At 54.4% G+C, this 16,335-nt stretch carries 17 protein-coding genes, 1 pseudogene and 1 other annotated feature; of the genes and pseudogenes, 3 read left to right on the top strand and 15 right to left on the bottom strand.

What is annotated here, in order from left to right; genetic code table 11:
- The first annotated feature begins 363 nt into the window (after positions 1-363).
- A complete protein-coding gene (locus ACOKCT_RS16670; RefSeq protein WP_032453058.1) occupies positions 364-654 on the top strand; it encodes a hypothetical protein in 291 nt (96 codons plus the stop codon).
- A 205-nt stretch (positions 655-859) separates the two neighbouring features.
- On the opposite strand, the gene ACOKCT_RS16665 is transcribed toward ACOKCT_RS16670, so the two are convergent.
- The 3 genes from ACOKCT_RS16665 to ACOKCT_RS16655 form a co-directional block, all read right to left on the bottom strand.
- Positions 860-1,483, bottom strand: coding sequence for a recombinase family protein (locus ACOKCT_RS16665; protein ID WP_032453057.1), 624 nt, complete (start codon positions 1,481-1,483; stop codon positions 860-862).
- Between the two features lie 197 nt (positions 1,484-1,680).
- Positions 1,681-2,109 carry a hypothetical protein gene (locus tag ACOKCT_RS16660; RefSeq protein WP_225373792.1) on the bottom strand — a complete coding sequence of 143 codons (429 nt, stop codon included), beginning with the start codon at positions 2,107-2,109 and terminating at the stop codon, positions 1,681-1,683.
- 282 nt (positions 2,110-2,391) lie between these two features.
- Positions 2,392-3,963 carry a recombinase family protein gene (locus ACOKCT_RS16655; RefSeq protein WP_033128584.1) on the bottom strand — a complete coding sequence of 524 codons (1,572 nt, stop codon included), beginning with the start codon at positions 3,961-3,963 and terminating at the stop codon, positions 2,392-2,394.
- Between the two features lie 89 nt (positions 3,964-4,052).
- On the opposite strand from ACOKCT_RS16655, the gene tonB reads away from it, so the two are divergent.
- Positions 4,053-4,784: a TonB system transport protein TonB gene (tonB, locus tag ACOKCT_RS16650; protein ID WP_103181096.1), complete on the top strand. Its 732-nt coding sequence runs from the start codon at positions 4,053-4,055 to the stop codon at positions 4,782-4,784.
- A 31-nt stretch (positions 4,785-4,815) separates the two neighbouring features.
- Here tonB and yciA read toward each other — a convergent pair whose 3' ends face one another.
- From yciA to ACOKCT_RS16630, 4 genes and pseudogenes are all read right to left on the bottom strand, one after another.
- Positions 4,816-5,211 (bottom strand): acyl-CoA thioester hydrolase YciA, encoded by a 396-nt coding sequence (yciA, locus tag ACOKCT_RS16645; RefSeq protein ID WP_103179910.1) that lies wholly within the window; start codon positions 5,209-5,211, stop codon positions 4,816-4,818.
- Between the two features lie 105 nt (positions 5,212-5,316).
- Positions 5,317-5,856, bottom strand: a complete 540-nt coding sequence (locus ACOKCT_RS16640) for a septation protein A (protein WP_103179909.1) — start codon at positions 5,854-5,856, stop codon at positions 5,317-5,319.
- 57 nt (positions 5,857-5,913) lie between these two features.
- Positions 5,914-6,657, bottom strand: a complete 744-nt coding sequence (locus ACOKCT_RS16635) for a YciC family protein (RefSeq protein ID WP_103179908.1) — start codon at positions 6,655-6,657, stop codon at positions 5,914-5,916.
- 25 nt (positions 6,658-6,682) lie between these two features.
- Positions 6,683-6,772: pseudogene (locus ACOKCT_RS16630) on the bottom strand (YkgJ family cysteine cluster protein); the annotation flags it as partial.
- Between the two features lie 225 nt (positions 6,773-6,997).
- Here ACOKCT_RS16630 and ompW point away from each other — a divergent pair.
- Positions 6,998-7,630, top strand: a complete 633-nt coding sequence (ompW, locus tag ACOKCT_RS16625; RefSeq protein ID WP_103179907.1) for an outer membrane protein OmpW — start codon at positions 6,998-7,000, stop codon at positions 7,628-7,630.
- Between the two features lie 28 nt (positions 7,631-7,658).
- Here the strand turns inward: ompW and ACOKCT_RS16620 are convergent, their stop codons facing one another.
- From ACOKCT_RS16620 to ACOKCT_RS16585, 8 genes are all read right to left on the bottom strand, one after another.
- Positions 7,659-7,931: a DUF883 family protein gene (locus ACOKCT_RS16620; RefSeq protein ID WP_103179906.1), complete on the bottom strand. Its 273-nt coding sequence runs from the start codon at positions 7,929-7,931 to the stop codon at positions 7,659-7,661.
- Positions 7,932-8,035: 104 nt separating this feature from the next.
- Complete coding sequence (gene yedF, locus ACOKCT_RS16615) at positions 8,036-8,269, bottom strand: sulfurtransferase-like selenium metabolism protein YedF (protein ID WP_103179905.1); 234 nt, start codon at positions 8,267-8,269, stop codon at positions 8,036-8,038.
- Positions 8,266-9,477, bottom strand: coding sequence for a selenium metabolism membrane protein YedE/FdhT (gene yedE, locus ACOKCT_RS16610; protein WP_103179904.1), 1,212 nt, complete (start codon positions 9,475-9,477; stop codon positions 8,266-8,268). The genes yedF and yedE overlap by 4 nt, the downstream gene beginning before the upstream one ends.
- Positions 9,478-9,635: 158 nt before the next feature.
- Entirely contained in the window at positions 9,636-10,445 is an 810-nt protein-coding gene (trpA, locus tag ACOKCT_RS16605; protein WP_156654659.1) for a tryptophan synthase subunit alpha, read from the bottom strand.
- A complete protein-coding gene (gene trpB, locus ACOKCT_RS16600) occupies positions 10,445-11,638 on the bottom strand; it encodes a tryptophan synthase subunit beta (RefSeq protein ID WP_103179902.1) in 1,194 nt (397 codons plus the stop codon). The genes trpA and trpB overlap by 1 nt, the downstream gene beginning before the upstream one ends.
- A gap of 10 nt (positions 11,639-11,648) precedes the next feature.
- Positions 11,649-13,007 (bottom strand): bifunctional indole-3-glycerol-phosphate synthase TrpC/phosphoribosylanthranilate isomerase TrpF, encoded by a 1,359-nt coding sequence (gene trpCF / locus ACOKCT_RS16595; RefSeq protein ID WP_103179901.1) that lies wholly within the window; start codon positions 13,005-13,007, stop codon positions 11,649-11,651.
- Positions 13,008-13,010: 3 nt separating this feature from the next.
- Positions 13,011-14,606 carry a bifunctional anthranilate synthase glutamate amidotransferase component TrpG/anthranilate phosphoribosyltransferase TrpD gene (gene trpD, locus ACOKCT_RS16590; RefSeq protein ID WP_103179900.1) on the bottom strand — a complete coding sequence of 532 codons (1,596 nt, stop codon included), beginning with the start codon at positions 14,604-14,606 and terminating at the stop codon, positions 13,011-13,013.
- On the bottom strand, positions 14,606-16,168 hold the full coding sequence (locus tag ACOKCT_RS16585) for an anthranilate synthase component 1 (RefSeq protein WP_214422094.1): 1,563 nt from the start codon (positions 16,166-16,168) through the stop codon (positions 14,606-14,608). The genes trpD and ACOKCT_RS16585 overlap by 1 nt, the downstream gene beginning before the upstream one ends.
- Before the next feature lie 24 nt (positions 16,169-16,192).
- Positions 16,193-16,288, bottom strand: a sequence feature (Trp leader region).
- Between the last annotated feature and the right edge of the window lie 47 nt (positions 16,289-16,335).

The raw sequence follows: 16,335 nt of genomic DNA, 5'->3' as shown, positions 1-16,335 counted from the left end.
ATCGCTGGTGGGCTGAATGATTTTCCACACCGGAGACTGGAAGAATGAAACCTACTGTACAGACATCAAACCGATTTTTGTTTCTTACCGGAAACGAAGACTTCACCATCCGAAAAACTGCTGCTGCAAAGATTGCCAGAGCACGCGGTCAGCGTTTCTTTGTTCACATCTGCAAGAGACATGGTGCTAGTGAACATTACTCAAGCTGCATGGCTTGTGTTGAATGCCAGAAACAATGGTACAGGGATAACGGTAAGCATAAGCCGGATCCAGACATCAAACCTTTCATCTCAGTTTACCCACTGGTTAAGATGACTTTCAGGGGGTTACAATTCCCTCAGATATTCTCTTAAGGGCCTCTCAATGGATGACGAAAAATTACACACCTACCTTAAAGCTATTGGTATGGGGTGCTTTGTGACGTATTACAGCAAGTTTGCCAACACCACCATTTCACGTGCTGACCTCATTGAACTGCTGCATACTCAGGAAGGATACACAGAAAAAAGCTGTGGGAGCCGCACCAGTAAAGCGAGAGCAATCATTTCCGCAGGGGCAAGTGAAGAAGCACTAAGGCTAATTATTGCGTCTAATCGTGTTAACGATGATTTAAGGGATGAGGCCAGAAAATTACTGATGAAAATTTTTCCGTAAAATCAGGGCATCACTCGTTATTTTCGGCCTTCATTGATTACTGGAACATATCAGTGAAGGTCTGGAAGATTTGATGAGCAGATGAATACCTGCTTAGAGGGCGAACCTGAGAAAGTAGCGTTTAACAAGCAATTCCTCAACATATCTGCAATGAAATCAATCAGAAAGCCCCGCATAAGCAGGGCGTGACTATTCACAAGTCAAATTAAGCCATCTCTTTGAGACTCTTACTGACCTTTGCCACCGTTGCCCTTGAGCAATTCACCGTTTCCATTACGTCAGTGTAGGACATACCAGCCTGTAACAGCTTGGCTATTCTCTCATTACGCTGTGTGTCCTCTGGACGGCCTTTGTACTTACCGTCTGATTTGGCCTTTACAATGCCCTGAGCCTGTCTTCTCTTACGGTCTGTGTAATCTTTTCTGGCAATGGCCGCTAACATGTCCAGCATCATCCCGTTTAGCGCCTCAAGCATTCTGCTGGTGAACTCATCACCTGACTGAATAAGCTGGTGGCTTGTTGGCAGGTCTAAGGCAACCACTCTCACACCTTTCTCATTAATCAGTGACCGTAACTTGTTCCAGTCTTCGCCGCTCAAACGTGACAGGCGGTCTACCTGCTCCACTAAGAGAACATCTCCCTTCTGCGCAATCTCAAGCAGTCTGAACAACTCAGGACGCTGTAGCGATGCACCTGATTCATTCTCTGTGAAGTAGCTTGAAATGGTCATACCGTTGGCTGTAGCGAACTCATCCAACTGACCTTTGGCGCGTGTTGCGTCTTGCTGAGTGGTGGAAGCTCTGAGGTAAGCATAGACACGTGAAGTCATGATAGTGAACCGTAGCAGTCTGTTTAAGATGGTTCAATTATATCAGTCTGTTTTGCATGGTTCAATAAATCATTTTTGGGGTGAACTGGTTCAGTAAATCAGTGCCTCTTGAGGTATACCTAAAGTGAACCAGACCATGATGGGAAGTCAGAGAAGGGGTTAACAGAGAGGCGATGAAAATCAACGCCCCCGATGAGTTAGCCTTTTTGTGCGTTAGCTGCTGCAACCCTCACAGCACAAATAAAATCACCCATACCAGCGCCAACACTGTTTCCATCGGCTACGTAGTCGCCCTGAAAATCTAATCTCCCATCCATACCGAAGAAACTCAGCTTTCCGAAGCCATTGTCACAATCCGCATTTTTGATGCTGACTTTGTAGTATTTGATTGTCTTATCGCTTTTGTTATCGAACATCATAAGGATAGATGACTCGCCTTTGATGTTTTTGAAAGTACCTTTTTTAGCTGAATATTCAGTGGTGTCATTAGATGCAACGGAAATCCAGTTGCTCGAATTATCAGCAAAAGCAACGTGTGAAACAAAAAGAGCAGACAAGCCCAGTAATGTGATTTTCTTAACCATTAACCCCATTCCACTTATAAGAATTTTCTTGATTTTAGCCATGCTTTCAGCAACGTTCAATGATGCATCATATGAGCTGCTATTTATCAGGGGTTAGATAGTCTGATTCCCTCTGTACCCCGTGGTGAAACAGTAAAACGCCCTCAACCGTTGGTATCACTGGGCTGATGGTGAAAATTCAGATGTCTTGATACACTGATAAACCCTGTTAATAAAGTGATTGCTTATGCATTTTTCGCAGTATTGTCAGGGTTTTGGCGTTTATTTATGCACATTTCAAAAATGAAAACGTAAAGCCGTCAGGTCATAGCGTAAAATCTCTTGCTAAGAACGTTTTGTAACCTGCTTACCAGACTTCCTGAACTCTTCATCAGATGTAATGACGCTGAACATGTCGATGTCTGTAGGTGACGGGGATGATACAACTTGCTTCATTAAATCCTGTGATAACACAGGAGATAAGTCTCTTGATTTTCCAATTACAGTACCGTTTCGAAGCGTGATTATTATCATTTCACGTTGCAGCTCGATGGATTGTACGAATTTTGACAGTATGAGTTGTGCTTCTACTCTTCCTGCTTTGGTCGTCAAGTCAATCTCCGACAGGTGATGCAACGGCTTATCACTCAATGTTTCACGCTGATTGAGTTCGTCTAATTCACTTTGCAAGTTACTGCGTTGAATGTTCAGTTCTTTGACCTGTTCTTTAAGCTCTGTAACATCATCCAGTTCGAGAAGCAGGGTGGTTGCCTTTTTTAACTTGCTGGTTACCAACGAAATTTGATACTCAATCTCAGCTTTTCGTTTGTCAGTGTTGTTACCATCATCCCTCTCAAGGAAGCCAACGATGTTATCAAGCATCCATTTATCAAAGGGTTTACGTTTAATGGTAGGAACATTGCAACGTCCATCAGGGACATTGTTACAACGGTAAACACCTTGATAGGTTGCCTTGACACCTGTGGGATGTACTGAGGCACCGCATTGACAGCGAATGATTCCCTTAAATAGGTTGATAGTAATTGGATTGTCACTGGCTGGCGCTCTGCCAACACGATTTTTTGACAGAATCTCCTGAGCCTTATTAAAGGTGGCAACATCAATCGCTGGTTCATAGTAGTTGGGGATAGCGGGGCGGTCATTACGCTTGGATGCTGCCAGTGTTCCAACGGTTGACTCAGAGCGTAAGATAGTACGGACAGAGTGAACACTAAAGCCATTCGCTTTTTCACGTCGAGAGAATGACTTAATGTTGTTTGCCTGAAGGTAACGAGCAATGTTGTGAAGAGATTCACCAGAAAGGAGCAAATCGAAAATTGTCACAACGGTTGATGAGTGCTCGTTAAGTTTACGAGTATCAGGGTCTATCCAGCCTGGGACATTTTTAGTCAGTTGCTGTTTGCCTTCTAATGCAAGCTGTGCTCTATGCTCCCATGCAGCACTTACCTTGATTGATTTCTCTTTTGATTGCTGATGTGCGATGTGTGCGGCTATCTTCAACTGAATAGATGTATCAAGGTCATCAATATTGGTGCTGGTGTAGATTTTGCCTGATTCGAGACAAATCACATCAACACCTTTACCCGTAATGAGGTCTACAAGGTTTTCGGTATTACGTGCTTTCTGTCGGTTAAGACGGGTTTCTGATTCGACAAGTAAGACAGTTTGCCCTGACAGGTACTTACCATCCTGTATGTTTTGAAGCATTCGTCCAAAATCGCCTTTCAGATGGTGACCGTGATATGCCGATGCACCTTCATCTGAGAATTCATCGACAACTTTTGCATCAGGGTTATCTTTCAGCCATCTCTCAAACAGACCTTTCTGGCGGCGTATTGAGTCACCACGTTCTTGTGGCTTACTGCTGAAACGAAGGTATGTAATTACTTGACGCATAGTGATAGACTCGACGTAAATGATTATCAATTAGCAAAGAACCTTGAAAAACTATGGCTTATGCTACCTCGCCGAATAGCTCAAATACAATGACCCTCGATTTACCTCGCCGCTTTCCCTGGCCGACGCTGTTGTCCGTCGGAATTCACGGAGCCGTGGTGGCGGGTCTGCTTTACACATCGGTACATCAGGTTATTGAAATGCCAGCGCCCGCGCAGCCGATTTCGGTGACCATGGTAACGCCTGCGGAGCTGGAGCCCGTACAGGTCGCGCCTCCACCGGAGCCTGTTGCAGAGCCCGAACCCGAGCCGGAACCAGAACCTGAAGTTGTTCCTGAGCCGCCAAAAGAAGCGCCTGTGGTGATCCACAAACCGGAGCCCAAGCCAAAACCGAAGCCGAAACCGAAGCCGGTGAAAAAGGTGGAAGAGCGTCCGAAGCGTCAAGAGCGCCCGGTTGAGCCACGTACCACGCAGCCCGTTGAGCGCGCAGCCCCGGCTCGCCCGGTCATGAACTCCGCGCCAGTTACCGCTAAGCCGGTTCCGGCGGCGCCGCCGGGTCCACGTGCGTTGAGCCGTAACCAGCCGCAATATCCGTCGCGCGCGCAGGCTCTGCGTATTGAAGGGCGTGTGCGGGTGAAATTTGACGTCACCGCCGACGGACGTGTGGATAATGTCCAGATCCTCTCCGCGCAGCCGTCAAACATGTTCGAGCGTGATGTGAAAAACGCGATGCGTAAATGGCGCTACGAAGCCGGTAAGCCAGGCAGTGGACTCATCGTCAATATTGTTTTCCGCCTCAACGGCGGGGCTCAGATGGAATAATGAAAAAAGCCTCCCAATCGGGAGGCTTTTTTTATGCCTGCGGTAATGCACGCGGTTTACCTTCGCTATCCACCGCCACGTAAATAAAGAGCGCTTCGGTGGCCTTATAGCGCTGGCCGATCGGTTCCGAAGAGACCTTCTTCACCCATACTTCAATATTGATCGACACCGAGGTATTTCCCCGCTTCACGCAACGGGCGTAACAGCAGACCACATCACCCACCGCGACAGGCCGCAGAAAGGTCATACCATCAACCCGGACCGTCACCACGCGGCCATGGGCAATCTCTTTAGCGAGGATCGCCCCGCCCATATCCATCTGCGACATTAACCAGCCGCCAAAAATATCGCCGTTCGCATTGGTGTCGGCGGGCATTGCAAGTGTGCGTAAAACCAGTTCGCCCTGCGGGGCGTTCGTTGTTGTCATTATGAACTCTACTTATTACGGAGGACTTCAGGCGGGATGCTACTATGATTTGCTGCCGGAGAGAACAGAAGAAAAACGCCAGGCTTATCAAGCCTGGCGGAAGGATTACTGCTTGTCATCCTGTGGCATGTGGCGATAGATGTAGATGCCGCTCAGGAGGGTGAAAATCAGCGTTAGGGCGGTCAGACCAAAGACTTTAAAGTTGACCCAGATATTCTGCGGCAGCCAGAAAGCGATATAGATATTCGCCAGACCACAGAGAATAAAGAATACCGCCCAGGCGATATTCAGGCGCGACCAGACCGCCTGCGGCAGCGCCAGCTCTTTACCCAGCATGCGCTGGATAAGCGGCTTTTTCATCACCCACTGGCTGAACAGCAGGGCGCCGGCAAACAGCACATAAATGACGGTCACTTTCCACTTGATGAACTCATCGTTGTGGAAAAAGACGGTCAGCCCGCCAAAGACGGCCACCAGCACAAAGGTGATCAGGGCCATTTTTTCAACCTTGCGGTAGCGCACCCAGCTGTAAATCAGCACGACTGCGGTGGCGACAATCAGGGCAGTGGTCGCGGCGTAAATGTCATACAGCTTATAGAAAGCAAAAAAGACAACCAGGGGTAAAAAATCAAGAAACTGCTTCATTCTTCGATTCCATCTATCAGCGACGGCCTGTACGTTCTGAACAGGCCATCAGAAAAATTACTGGCGAATTAACGTGTACAGGCGGAACAAATAAACGAGCAAGACAGCGGAGATGAGGTTGCTCAGGGTATTCGCCACAACAGCACCAACGTTAGGCGTCAGAACGGCAAGATTGGGTGCAAACAGCAGCAGCAGGGTTTTCGCCAGCAGCCAGCTCATTACCGCTGGCGCGACCAGACGCATATTAGACCATGCCAGCCGGATACTGCTACGCATGGCGACAAAAATGCCCATGCGGTCCTGTACCAGCATCACGGGGGCGAAGGCGAGCACAATCGCCAACAGCACGCCCGGCACCACAACCAGCATAATCCCTAATTGCACCAGCATGGTGGTTAAAAAGATCAGAATGAACAGCCTGGGCAGCAGCGGCGCGCTGGCACCTATCGCCCGCAGCGCGCTGACGCGCTGCCCGGCAGAGACCAGCTGGATCATCAGCAGCACGCCGCCTGCCAGAATGGCATTGCCGATAAGACCGGAAAAGGTCGAGGCCGCAGAAGCCCGCAACAGGATCTGCTGCTGTTCCGGAGTCATGTTCTGCACCATCTCAAACAGACCAACGCTGCTGGCGATTTGATCGCCTTCGCTCAGGCTGGCAATTTGCTCCTCACTCGGCGAAAAAGCATGACCAAGTACCACCGTGATAAATGCGCACAACAAGGCGATCAGTAAAAAGGTAACGAACTGATTGCGGAAAAAATTCCCCGTGTCACGGTAGACAGACTTCGCCGTGATAGACATGCACTCTCCTTGAGTATTGCAGGTGTTAATTAGCGGGCAATTGTACCCTGGATAAGTGTACGGTGGCAGTATCAAGCCTTGTATGGAAAAGCATATCTTTGTAAAGCGCCCGTAATGCGTCGCTGCCATTTTGCGCGGTTGTGGGCAAGCGGGGCGTTTTGTGTCCGAAATGGCAAAATTGATCCAGACCCTGCCTACCAATTTTTGCCAGTTGTGAAAAAAATTAATTTAGATCAATGAATGTTAAATCACTGAATTTAGTGTGATCAATGCAAGATCACTTATTAATCATTTGTGGGTATATTCCGTTCCTGAATAAAACCATAACGAGGGGATGGATATGAAAAAAGCAGCAGTGGCAGCACTGATTCTGAGTACGCTTTCCGGCGGCGCAATGGCCCACGAAGCAGGTGAGTTCTTTTTCCGTCTCGGGACGGCGACGGTACGTCCAACGGAAGGCTCGGACAATGTTCTGGGTCTGGGCGGTTTTAACGTCAGTAACAATACCCAGGCGGGGATGACCTTTACCTGGATGGCGACCGACAACGTCGGCGTTGAACTGCTGGCGGCCACGCCGTTTCGCCATAAAGTCGGTACGGGCCCAACCGGGGATATCGCCACGGTTCACCATCTGCCGCCGACCCTGATGGCCCAGTGGTATTTCGGTGATGCAGGCAGCAAGGTTCGCCCCTACGTTGGCGCCGGGGTTAACTACACCACCTTCTTTGATGAGAAGTTTAACGACACCGGTAAAGCGGCTGGCCTTTCCGATCTGAGCCTGAAAGATTCATGGGGTATGGCGGGGCAGGTGGGGCTGGATTACCTCATCAACCGCGACTGGCTGATTAATATGTCGGTCTGGTACATGGATATCGACACCGAGGTGCGCTTTAAGGCGGGGGATCAGCAGCAAAATATCAATACCCGTCTGGATCCGTGGGTGTTTATGTTCTCGGCGGGATACCGCTTCTGAAAATAAGAAGGCCCCGAGGGGCCTTTTTTTATTTACGCCCTAACAGCAGGCCAAGAACAATACCCACCGCACCCGCGGCGATCAGGCCGGTAAGAGGGTTATTTTTTACTGCGTCGGTAACATCAGTAACAACGTCGCTTGCCTGTGCAGCATATTTGCGCCCGGCACCCTTCAGCTGATGTTTTGGCGAATCAACGGCCTCGCCAAACTGCTGCTGCGCAGCGCCGGCGAATTCATCCAGTTTGTTCTTCGCTTTTTCACCTGCATATTGTGCATCATTATCAAGATTTTGGTCTGACATAACGTTCTCCTTTTGTAGTCAATGTTAAGCATAGACTCAACAGGGATATCCTGGAGAAAATGGGATTAATACTTAAGAAAGGGTGGCCTGGCGCCACCCTCTTATTATTTCTGGATGAGATAGCGGATGGTCGGCCCATCCTGTTGAATATCCAGTACCGTATAGCCGTGGTTTCTGGCGTCCAGGGGAATATTGTTGATGGATTGAGGGCAGTCGCTCACCACCTCCAGGATCTCGCCCTTTTTCAGTTGCGGCATCGCCTCAAGCGTGGCAACCGCCGGGTATGGGCAAGGTTCACCCAGCATATCGAGGCGGTAGTCGGGAACGATCGCTTTCATGCGGCTTCCTCACGAATGTCAGTTTTCATGGCAGCGCGGCGGAAGAAGCGTTTCTCCTGCGCCAGCACCAGCAAAAATGCGACCAGCAGCAAAATGTAGGTCACCAGTAATCCACCCAGCGGGCCAAAGGTGTTGAGAAGATTAACCTTGTCCCAGTTGGTCGCCAGCGCGGGGGATAAATCATCCCACCAGTAAGCCAGCAGGGTCGAGCCAATCACATTACCCAGACCAACCCACCAGTAGTGCACCTGGCCTTCCACCGCGCGGTACATCCACCCGGTCTCGCAGCCGCCCGCCAGCACAATTCCAAAGCCAAACAGTAGCCCGCCGATCACGGCGTTTGGCCCGGCCCACATGATTTTAGGCGCGACACCCAGCTGGACGTAGCTGAAGATCCCGATGGCGCTCACCGCCATCCCGGCGATAATCGCCTTCGCCATCATGGTGCGTCCGGTGATCCACATATCGCGAAACGCGGAGGTAAAGCAGATCTGCGCCCGTTCAATCAGCAGACCAAATCCGACACCGAACAGCATCGCCAGCCCGAGCTTCGGCTGGTTCAGCGCGGTACAGAGCGCCCAGGCCAGCATGCCGAAGAAGACCAGCATACCGAGACGAAAGCGACGACGGGCCTGATCCGGCTTCTGCGTTAACGGCGAGGCGGCGCTCACTTTTTGCATTTTGACCGGAATACGGAACAGGGGCAGCAGGGTAAAGCGCGCGCCAAAGTACGAGCCGACGGCGGTGGCGAGAGCAAAAAACCAGGCGTGGAGGGAGAACTGCGGGATCCCGGTGAAGAAAGCCGCAAGGTTACAGCCCATCGCCAGGCGCGCACCAAACCCGGCGATGATACCGCCAACCACCGCCTGGGCGATGCGGATCCGGCTGTGCGGCATGCGCAGCTTGACGTTGTTTGCCCAGAGTGCGGCAGCAAAACAGCCGCCGAACATACCGATGATCATCATGCCGTCGATGCGTGTGAGTGGGGAGCCATCAAGGTGAATGAGTTTGAAGTAACCCCACGCTTCGGTGTGAACGCCCGCCAGTTGCAGCAACTGCCCGCCCCAACGGGTAAATTCACCCGTAACCGCCCAGAAGGTGCCGGTGATACCAAAATAGTAGGTGGAGAGGATCCCGGCAGCGATAACGGCAGGAACAGGTGACCAGAACTTAATTAAATAAGTCTGCTTAAAGTATTGCCATGACATAGTTAAGCCTCTGAACTCAGAAGGTTTAAGGAGGAAGTGTTATAAAACGTGAGGATGATACGCCGGGAATCGCGTTTGAAAAGGATTAACTGCGTTAAAGATCGAAGGGATCAATTTATGCGTAAAGCCGCCTGGTAAAAAACCAGACGGCGACTCTTTTACTGCGGACGGGTTGCGGCTTTCATGGCGCTGACAAAGGCCTTCAGTTCGCTCAACATCTGTTCAGGCTTATCGACATTGTTCTCGATAATTTTGACGATCGCCGAGCCGGAAATCGCCCCGGCCGCCCCGGCGCCCAGCGCCGCGGTCACCTGCTCAGGCGCTGAAATACCAAAGCCCTGCAGCGGCGGTGCGGCATTGTACTCCGTCAGTTTTTCCACCAGATGGTGCAGCGGCAGGGCGGCTTTGTTCTCCGCACCGGTAACGCCGGCGCGGGACAGCAGGTAGGTATAGCCGCGACCGTGGGAGGCGATCTGGCGCAGCAGGCTATCATCGGCATTCGGTGGGCAGATAAAGATCGGCGCAACGTTGTGACGCATCGCCGCCTGGCGGAACGGGGCAGACTCCTCGACCGGGACATCGGCGACCAGCACCGAATCCACGCCCACGCGCGCGCACTCGGCGTAGAACTCGTCAATGCCGCGGTTAAAGACCAGGTTAGCGTACATCAGCAGGCCGATGGGCATCGCCGGGTATTTCTGACGGATGGTTGCCAGCATCTCGAAGCACTGGGTCGGGGTCACGCCTGCGGCAAAGGCGCGCAGGGTGGCACTCTGAATGGTCGGGCCATCGGCCAACGGATCGGAGAAGGGGATGCCCAGCTCCAGCGCGTCGGCGCCCGCTTCAACCAGGGCGTCGATGATTTTCAGCGACTGCTCCGGAGAGGGATCGCCCAGCGTGACGAAGGGAACAAACGCGCCTTCCTTGCGGGCCTTAAGTTCAGCAAACACGTTATCGTAACGTTCCATCAGATTTCCCCTCGTGCTTTCAGAATATCGTGAACGGTGAAGATATCTTTATCACCGCGACCGGACAGGTTCACCACCAGCAGTTGCTCTTTTTCCGGGTTCTCTTTGATCATTTTCAGGGCATGGGCCAGGGCGTGGGAAGATTCCAGCGCCGGGATAATCCCCTCCTTACGGCACAGGGTCTTGAACGCTTCCAGCGCTTCGTCATCGGTAATTGAGACGTACTCGGCGCGACCGATGCTGTTCAGGTGCGCGTGCTGCGGCCCCACGGACGGGAAGTCCAGCCCGGCAGAGATGGAGTACGACTCTTCAATCTGGCCCTCGTCGGTCTGCATCATCGGCGCTTTCATGCCGAAGTAGATGCCCACGCGGCCATGCTTCAGTGGCGCACCGTGCTCGCCGGTTTCAATTCCGTGACCAGCAGGTTCAACGCCGATCAGCCCCACACGGGTATCGTCGATGAAGTCAGCAAACATGCCGATGGCGTTAGAGCCGCCGCCCACGCAGGCGATCACCGCATCCGGCAGGCGCCCCTCTTTTTCGAGGATCTGCGCTTTGGTCTCTTCGCCGATCATGCGCTGGAATTCACGCACGATGGTCGGGAACGGGTGCGGGCCCGCGGCGGTACCGAGCATATAGTGGGCGTTTTCATAGTTACCGGACCAGTCGCGCAGCGCCTCGTTACAGGCATCTTTCAGGGTGGCCGAGCCACTGTGCACCGGGATCACTTCCGCGCCCATCAGACGCATACGGAAGACGTTCGGCGACTGACGCTCAACGTCTTTTGCCCCCATGTAGATACGGCATTTCAGGCCGAGCAGGGCGCTGGCCAGCGCCGACGCCACGCCGTGCTGACCGGCCCCGGTTTCGGCAATGATTTCGGTTTTACCCATCCGTTTTGCCAGCAGCGCCTGCCCCAGCACCTGGTTGGTTTTATGTGCGCCGCCGTGGAGCAGATCTTCACGCTTCAGATACAGGGTGGTATTCGTCCCCTCTGTCAGGTTGCGGCATTTGGTCAGGGCCGTAGGGCGTCCGGCGTAGTTTTTCAGCAGGTCGGTGAACTCAGCCTGGAAGAGCGGATCTTTTTGCGCACTCACGAACGCCTCTTCAAGCTGGCGCAGGGCGGGCATCAGGATTTGCGGCACATACATGCCGCCAAACTCACCAAAATAGGGATTTAATAATGTGGTCATCTTCTCTTCCTTAATATGCACGCAGCGTTTTGAACACCGAAGCCAGTTTGCTGGCATCTTTTATGCCCGGCTGCGACTCAACGCCTGAATTAAAATCGAGACCTGCGCAGCCCGCTTTGGCGGCCTCAACGCAGTTATCGGGGCTTAAGCCCCCGGCGAGCAGGACGTTATCCAGCTTCTCGCCCTGGAGCAGCGACCAGTCAAAACGCTGCCCGGTTCCGCCCTGGCCATTATCCAGCACATACTTATCAACATGCTGCAGCGTGCGCGGCGGCAGGGTGTCGGCCACGCTCAGCGCTTTCCAGATTTGCACCTGCGGTTTTAGCCTTTCACGCAGGGCATCGATATACGCCTGATCTTCGCTGCCGTGCAGCTGGACGGCGGTCAGGGAAAGCGACTCTGCCGTGGCAGCCACCTGTTCGATGGCACCATTACGGAAGACGCCCACATACTGTAACGGGGCGGCGGCGATCACCTCGTGCGCCTGCGCCTCGGTCACGTTGCGCGGGGAGGCATCAACGAAGATCAGCCCGCCGTAAATGGCGCCCGCTTCATAAGCCGCGGCGGCATCCTGTGGACGCGTCAGGCCGCAGACCTTGTTCTCCCCCAGCAGCACGCGACGTACCGCGGCGCTGAGATCGTCCTGCTCCATCATCGCCGACCCAATCAGGAAGCCGTTGGCGAAGTGGCTCAGCTCGCGAACCTGGGCATAACTGTTGATCCCGGACTCGCTAATCACCGTTACGCCTGCGCCCAGACGCGGCGCCAGCTGGCGGGTGCGGTTCAGGTCGATGGAGAGATCGCGCAGGTCGCGGTTATTGATCCCGACCACTTTGGCCTCGAGGGCGATAGCGCGCTCCAGCTCCTCTTCGTTGCTCACTTCTGTCAGCACACCCATGTTCAGGCTGTGCGCGACCGCAGCAAGCTGGCGGTACTGTTCATCGTCCAGGACCGAGAGCATCAGCAGGCAGGCGTCGGCCTGATAAAAACGCGCCAGCCAGATTTGATACGGGTCGATGATAAAGTCTTTGCACAAAATCGGCTGCGGCGCGATGCCGCTGACGATGGGCAGAAAATCAAAACTTCCCTGAAAATATTTCTCATCGGTCAGCACCGAAATAGCCGAAGCGTGGTGCTTATAGATGGCGGCGATCTTCGCCGGGTCGAAATCGTCGCGGATCACCCCTTTCGACGGGGAGGCCTTTTTGCACTCCAGGATAAATGCGGTGCGCGCGCCCCGCAGGGCATCATAAAAACGACGGCTGCTCGGTACCACGTCATTCTGGAAACTGGCGAGCGGCTGCTGCTGTTTCCGCGCTTCAACCCAGATGGCCTTATCGGCAACGATTTTCGCTAATACGGTCTGCATTGTTTACCCTCTTGCCGCAAGTGCGGTCACTCGGTCGTAGGCTGCGCCGGAGCGCAGCACATCAATCACTTTTTGCGCGTTGACCTGTAAATCCTCTTCGCCGTGCAGACGCATCAGCATGGCGACGTTAGCGGCGACAGCGGCCTCATGCGCTGGTTCACCTTTACCTTGTAACAGGCGGGTCAGAATGTCACGGTTTTCTTCCGGGGTGCCGCCCGCAAGTTGTTCCTGGTGATACGGGGTTAAACCAAAGTCTGCTGCGTCAAGCTGATAGTTTTTGATTTCACCGTTGTGCAGTTCGGCCACCAGCGTCGGCGCATGGAGCGAGACTTCGTCCATTCCGCCGCTGTGAACCACCGCCGCTCGCTGATAACCGAGCACCCGCAGGGTTTCGGCGATCGGCAGCACCAGTTCAGGGCTGTAGACACCAATCAGCGCCAGCGGCGGGTGCGCCGGGTTGATCAGCGGCCCAAGCACATTAAACAGGGTGCGGGTCTTCAGCTGCTGACGCACCGGCATGGCATGGCGGAAGCCAGTGTGATACTTCGGCGCGAACAGGAAGCAGACGCCCAGTTCGTCCAGCGCATCGCGGGATTTCTCCGCATTCATGTCCAGATTAATCCCGAAGGCGGCCAGCAGATCCGACGAGCCGGAACGGCTGGAGACGCTGCGGTTGCCGTGCTTCGCCACCTTCAGCCCACAGGCGGCAGCGACAAAGGCGCTGGCGGTGGAGATGTTGATGCTGTTACTGCCGTCACCGCCGGTACCGACGATATCCGCGAAGAGGTAGTCCGGGCGCGGGAACGGGGCGGCGTTTTCCAGCAATGCGGTGGCGGCACCGGCAATCTCCTGCGGCTGTTCACCGCGCACTTTCATGCTCACCAGCGCGGCAGCCAGCTGCTCAGGCTTCAGCTCACCGCGTACCACGGCGGAGAAGAGCTGGTGGCTCTCCTGCTGGCTCAGGGTCTGCGCCTGGTAGAGTTTTTCCAGAATCGGCTGCAGAGTGTTGGTCTGCTCCAGTTTCTGCAGCGCCCAGTTCAGGGTCTGCTCCAGCAGGCGCGCGCCCTGGGAGGTCAGAATGGATTCCGGGTGGAACTGCATCCCGCAAACCCGGTCCGCGTCGTGACGTACCGCCATTACCATCCCGTTGTAATGGGCGTTGATCGTCAGGCCCGCCGGGATGTTGCTGCCCACCAGCGAGTGGTAACGCGCCACCGGCAGGGGATTCATCAGCCCGGCAAACATCGCCTGGCCGTCGTGTTCAATGCTGGAGGCTTTCCCGTGCAGGATCTCACCGGCCTGGCCGACGTAGCCGCCGTAAGCCTCAACAATCGCCTGATGGCCCAGGCAGATGCCGATGATTGGCAGCTTGCCGCGCAGGCGGGTCAGCAGCTCCGGCATACAGCCTGCTTCGCTCGGCGCGCCAGGCCCCGGGGAGAGCATCAGCACCGGGTTTTGCATGGTGGCCAGACGGTCGATTAAGGTCTGAGCCGGGACATGGTTACGGTAAATCACCACGTTGTGACCGTTAGCACGCAGCTGATCCGCCAGGTTATAGGTAAAGGAGTCGATATTATCGAGCAGCAGAATGTCAGCCATCAGAAAATCTCCTGTGCGTGATGGGCAGTCGCAATGGCGCGCAGTACCGCGCGGGCCTTGTTACGGGTTTCGTCAGCTTCAGACTGCGGAACGGAGTCGAGAACGATGCCGGCACCCGCCTGGACGGTGGCAATGCCTTCTTCAACGTAGGCGGAGCGGATCACGATGCAGGTATCCAGATCGCCGTGGGCGGTGAAGTAACCCACCGCGCCGCCGTAGCTGCCGCGACGACGGCCTTCGGCCTGGGCAATCAGCTGCATGGCACGGACTTTTGGCGCGCCGCTCAGGGTGCCCATGTTCATGCAGGCGCGGTAGGCGTGTAGCACGTCCAGATCCTGACGCAGCTCGCCCACCACGCGGGAGACCAGATGCATCACGAAGGAGTAACGGTCCACTTTGGTTAAGTCGGCGACATAACGGCTGCCCGGGGTGCAGATGCGCGCCAGGTCGTTACGGGCCAGGTCCACCAGCATCAGGTGTTCGGACATCTCTTTCTGGTCTGTGCGCATCTCCAGCTCAATGCGGCTGTCCAGATCGCGGTCCAGTGAGCCGTCGGCGCGACGACCGCGCGGGCGGGTTCCGGCAATGGGATAGATTTCAATCTGGCGGCTGGTGGCGTCGTACTTCAGGGAGCTCTCCGGCGAGGCGCCGAACAGCGTAAAATCGTTATCCTGCATAAAGAACATGTAGGGGCTGGGGTTGCTTTTCTTCAGCACGTCGTAGGCCGCCAGAGGAGACGGGCAGGGCAGGGAGAAACGACGGGACGGCACCACCTGGAAGATCTCGCCTGCGCGAATGGCTTTCTGCATCTGGCGCACCACCACGCCATATTCGTCGTCCGTCTGGCTGACGTCGCAACGCATCTGCTCCACGCGCTGCACCGGCAGTGCCGGCGGGGCTTCGTCCATTTGCGCCTGCAGTTGGGCAATGCGTTGCTCCAGGCGCTGCTTCTCCGCCAGTAACGGAGTAAACAGGCTGGCCTGAATGCGGGTGTACTTTTTCTGATGGTCGATCACCAGTAAGGTTTCCGCCAGATAGAAGCAGTAGTCCGGACAGCGGTTTCCCTGCTCCAGCTCGGGGAGATCTTCAAAACCGGCCACCAGATCGTAGGCAAACAGTCCGCCAAAGAACATCGCTTCGCGCTCGCTTTCCGGGACGTTTACCAGATTTTGCAGCAGGCGGAAGGCATCAAACACCGACAGAGAACAGAGGCGGGCATCTTCATCCAGCAGCTGGCTCACCGGCGGGAAGTGCAGGATCCGCTGGTCCGGGCGATGTTCGTTCTCAATGCCCGCGGGCAGGACATCGTCCAGCAGCGACAGCAGGGCCGCACCGTTTTCAGAAAGCGCCTTCAGGGTGACGGTGTTGCCCAGGGCGGTGATGCGCAGGGCGCTGTCGACCAGCAGCAGGCTTTTCAGATCGTCTTTACTGTCGATATCCGCCGACTCCAGCAGCAGCGTGGCAGGACGGGCGCCACACACCTGATGGAACAGAGCTGTGGGATTGTGGCGATAGGCCGCCTCACGGGTCAGCAGTTCAAGGTTCGGTTTGGCTGTTTGCATTATGTTGTTCTCTTTATTCTGTTCATAAAAAAGCCCGCTCAGTGGCGGGCCAGGTATCTGTATGCATGACGCAGACGTACGACACTGCCCGACAATTCAGGAGGTGCGCCACCAGCTATGCAGAGAAAAATGTGCGGTCATTTCCAGATACCTCGTTGAGTGAACTT

The organism is Leclercia sp. M-A074-M (assembly GCF_965195605.1).
Classification (GTDB): Bacteria; Pseudomonadota; Gammaproteobacteria; order Enterobacterales; family Enterobacteriaceae; genus Enterobacter.
The sequence above is the reverse complement of the archived record's forward strand: the minus strand, read 5'-3'. Positions and strand labels throughout refer to the sequence as shown.

What these genes read in the sequence shown, in the direction of transcription:
- ACOKCT_RS16655 (WP_033128584.1), bottom strand. Translation starts at nt 3,963, where the DNA reads ATGCGTCAAGTAATTACATACCTTCGTTTCAGCAGTAAGCCACAAGAA.
- yedE (WP_103179904.1), bottom strand. Translation starts at nt 9,477, where the DNA reads ATGTCATGGCAATACTTTAAGCAGACTTATTTAATTAAGTTCTGGTCA.
- ACOKCT_RS16620 (WP_103179906.1), bottom strand. Translation starts at nt 7,931, where the DNA reads ATGTCAGACCAAAATCTTGATAATGATGCACAATATGCAGGTGAAAAA.
- trpD (WP_103179900.1), bottom strand. Translation starts at nt 14,606, where the DNA reads ATGGCTGACATTCTGCTGCTCGATAATATCGACTCCTTTACCTATAAC.
- ACOKCT_RS16670 (WP_032453058.1), top strand. Translation starts at nt 364, where the DNA reads ATGGATGACGAAAAATTACACACCTACCTTAAAGCTATTGGTATGGGG.
- yciA (WP_103179910.1), bottom strand. Translation starts at nt 5,211, where the DNA reads ATGACAACAACGAACGCCCCGCAGGGCGAACTGGTTTTACGCACACTT.
- trpB (WP_103179902.1), bottom strand. Translation starts at nt 11,638, where the DNA reads ATGACCACATTATTAAATCCCTATTTTGGTGAGTTTGGCGGCATGTAT.
- ACOKCT_RS16660 (WP_225373792.1), bottom strand. Translation starts at nt 2,109, where the DNA reads ATGGCTAAAATCAAGAAAATTCTTATAAGTGGAATGGGGTTAATGGTT.
- yedF (WP_103179905.1), bottom strand. Translation starts at nt 8,269, where the DNA reads ATGAAAGCGATCGTTCCCGACTACCGCCTCGATATGCTGGGTGAACCT.
- trpCF (WP_103179901.1), bottom strand. Translation starts at nt 13,007, where the DNA reads ATGCAGACCGTATTAGCGAAAATCGTTGCCGATAAGGCCATCTGGGTT.
- ACOKCT_RS16665 (WP_032453057.1), bottom strand. Translation starts at nt 1,483, where the DNA reads ATGACTTCACGTGTCTATGCTTACCTCAGAGCTTCCACCACTCAGCAA.
- tonB (WP_103181096.1), top strand. Translation starts at nt 4,053, where the DNA reads ATGACCCTCGATTTACCTCGCCGCTTTCCCTGGCCGACGCTGTTGTCC.
- ompW (WP_103179907.1), top strand. Translation starts at nt 6,998, where the DNA reads ATGAAAAAAGCAGCAGTGGCAGCACTGATTCTGAGTACGCTTTCCGGC.
- trpA (WP_156654659.1), bottom strand. Translation starts at nt 10,445, where the DNA reads ATGGAACGTTACGATAACGTGTTTGCTGAACTTAAGGCCCGCAAGGAA.
- ACOKCT_RS16640 (WP_103179909.1), bottom strand. Translation starts at nt 5,856, where the DNA reads ATGAAGCAGTTTCTTGATTTTTTACCCCTGGTTGTCTTTTTTGCTTTC.
- ACOKCT_RS16585 (WP_214422094.1), bottom strand. Translation starts at nt 16,168, where the DNA reads ATGCAAACAGCCAAACCGAACCTTGAACTGCTGACCCGTGAGGCGGCC.
- ACOKCT_RS16635 (WP_103179908.1), bottom strand. Translation starts at nt 6,657, where the DNA reads ATGTCTATCACGGCGAAGTCTGTCTACCGTGACACGGGGAATTTTTTC.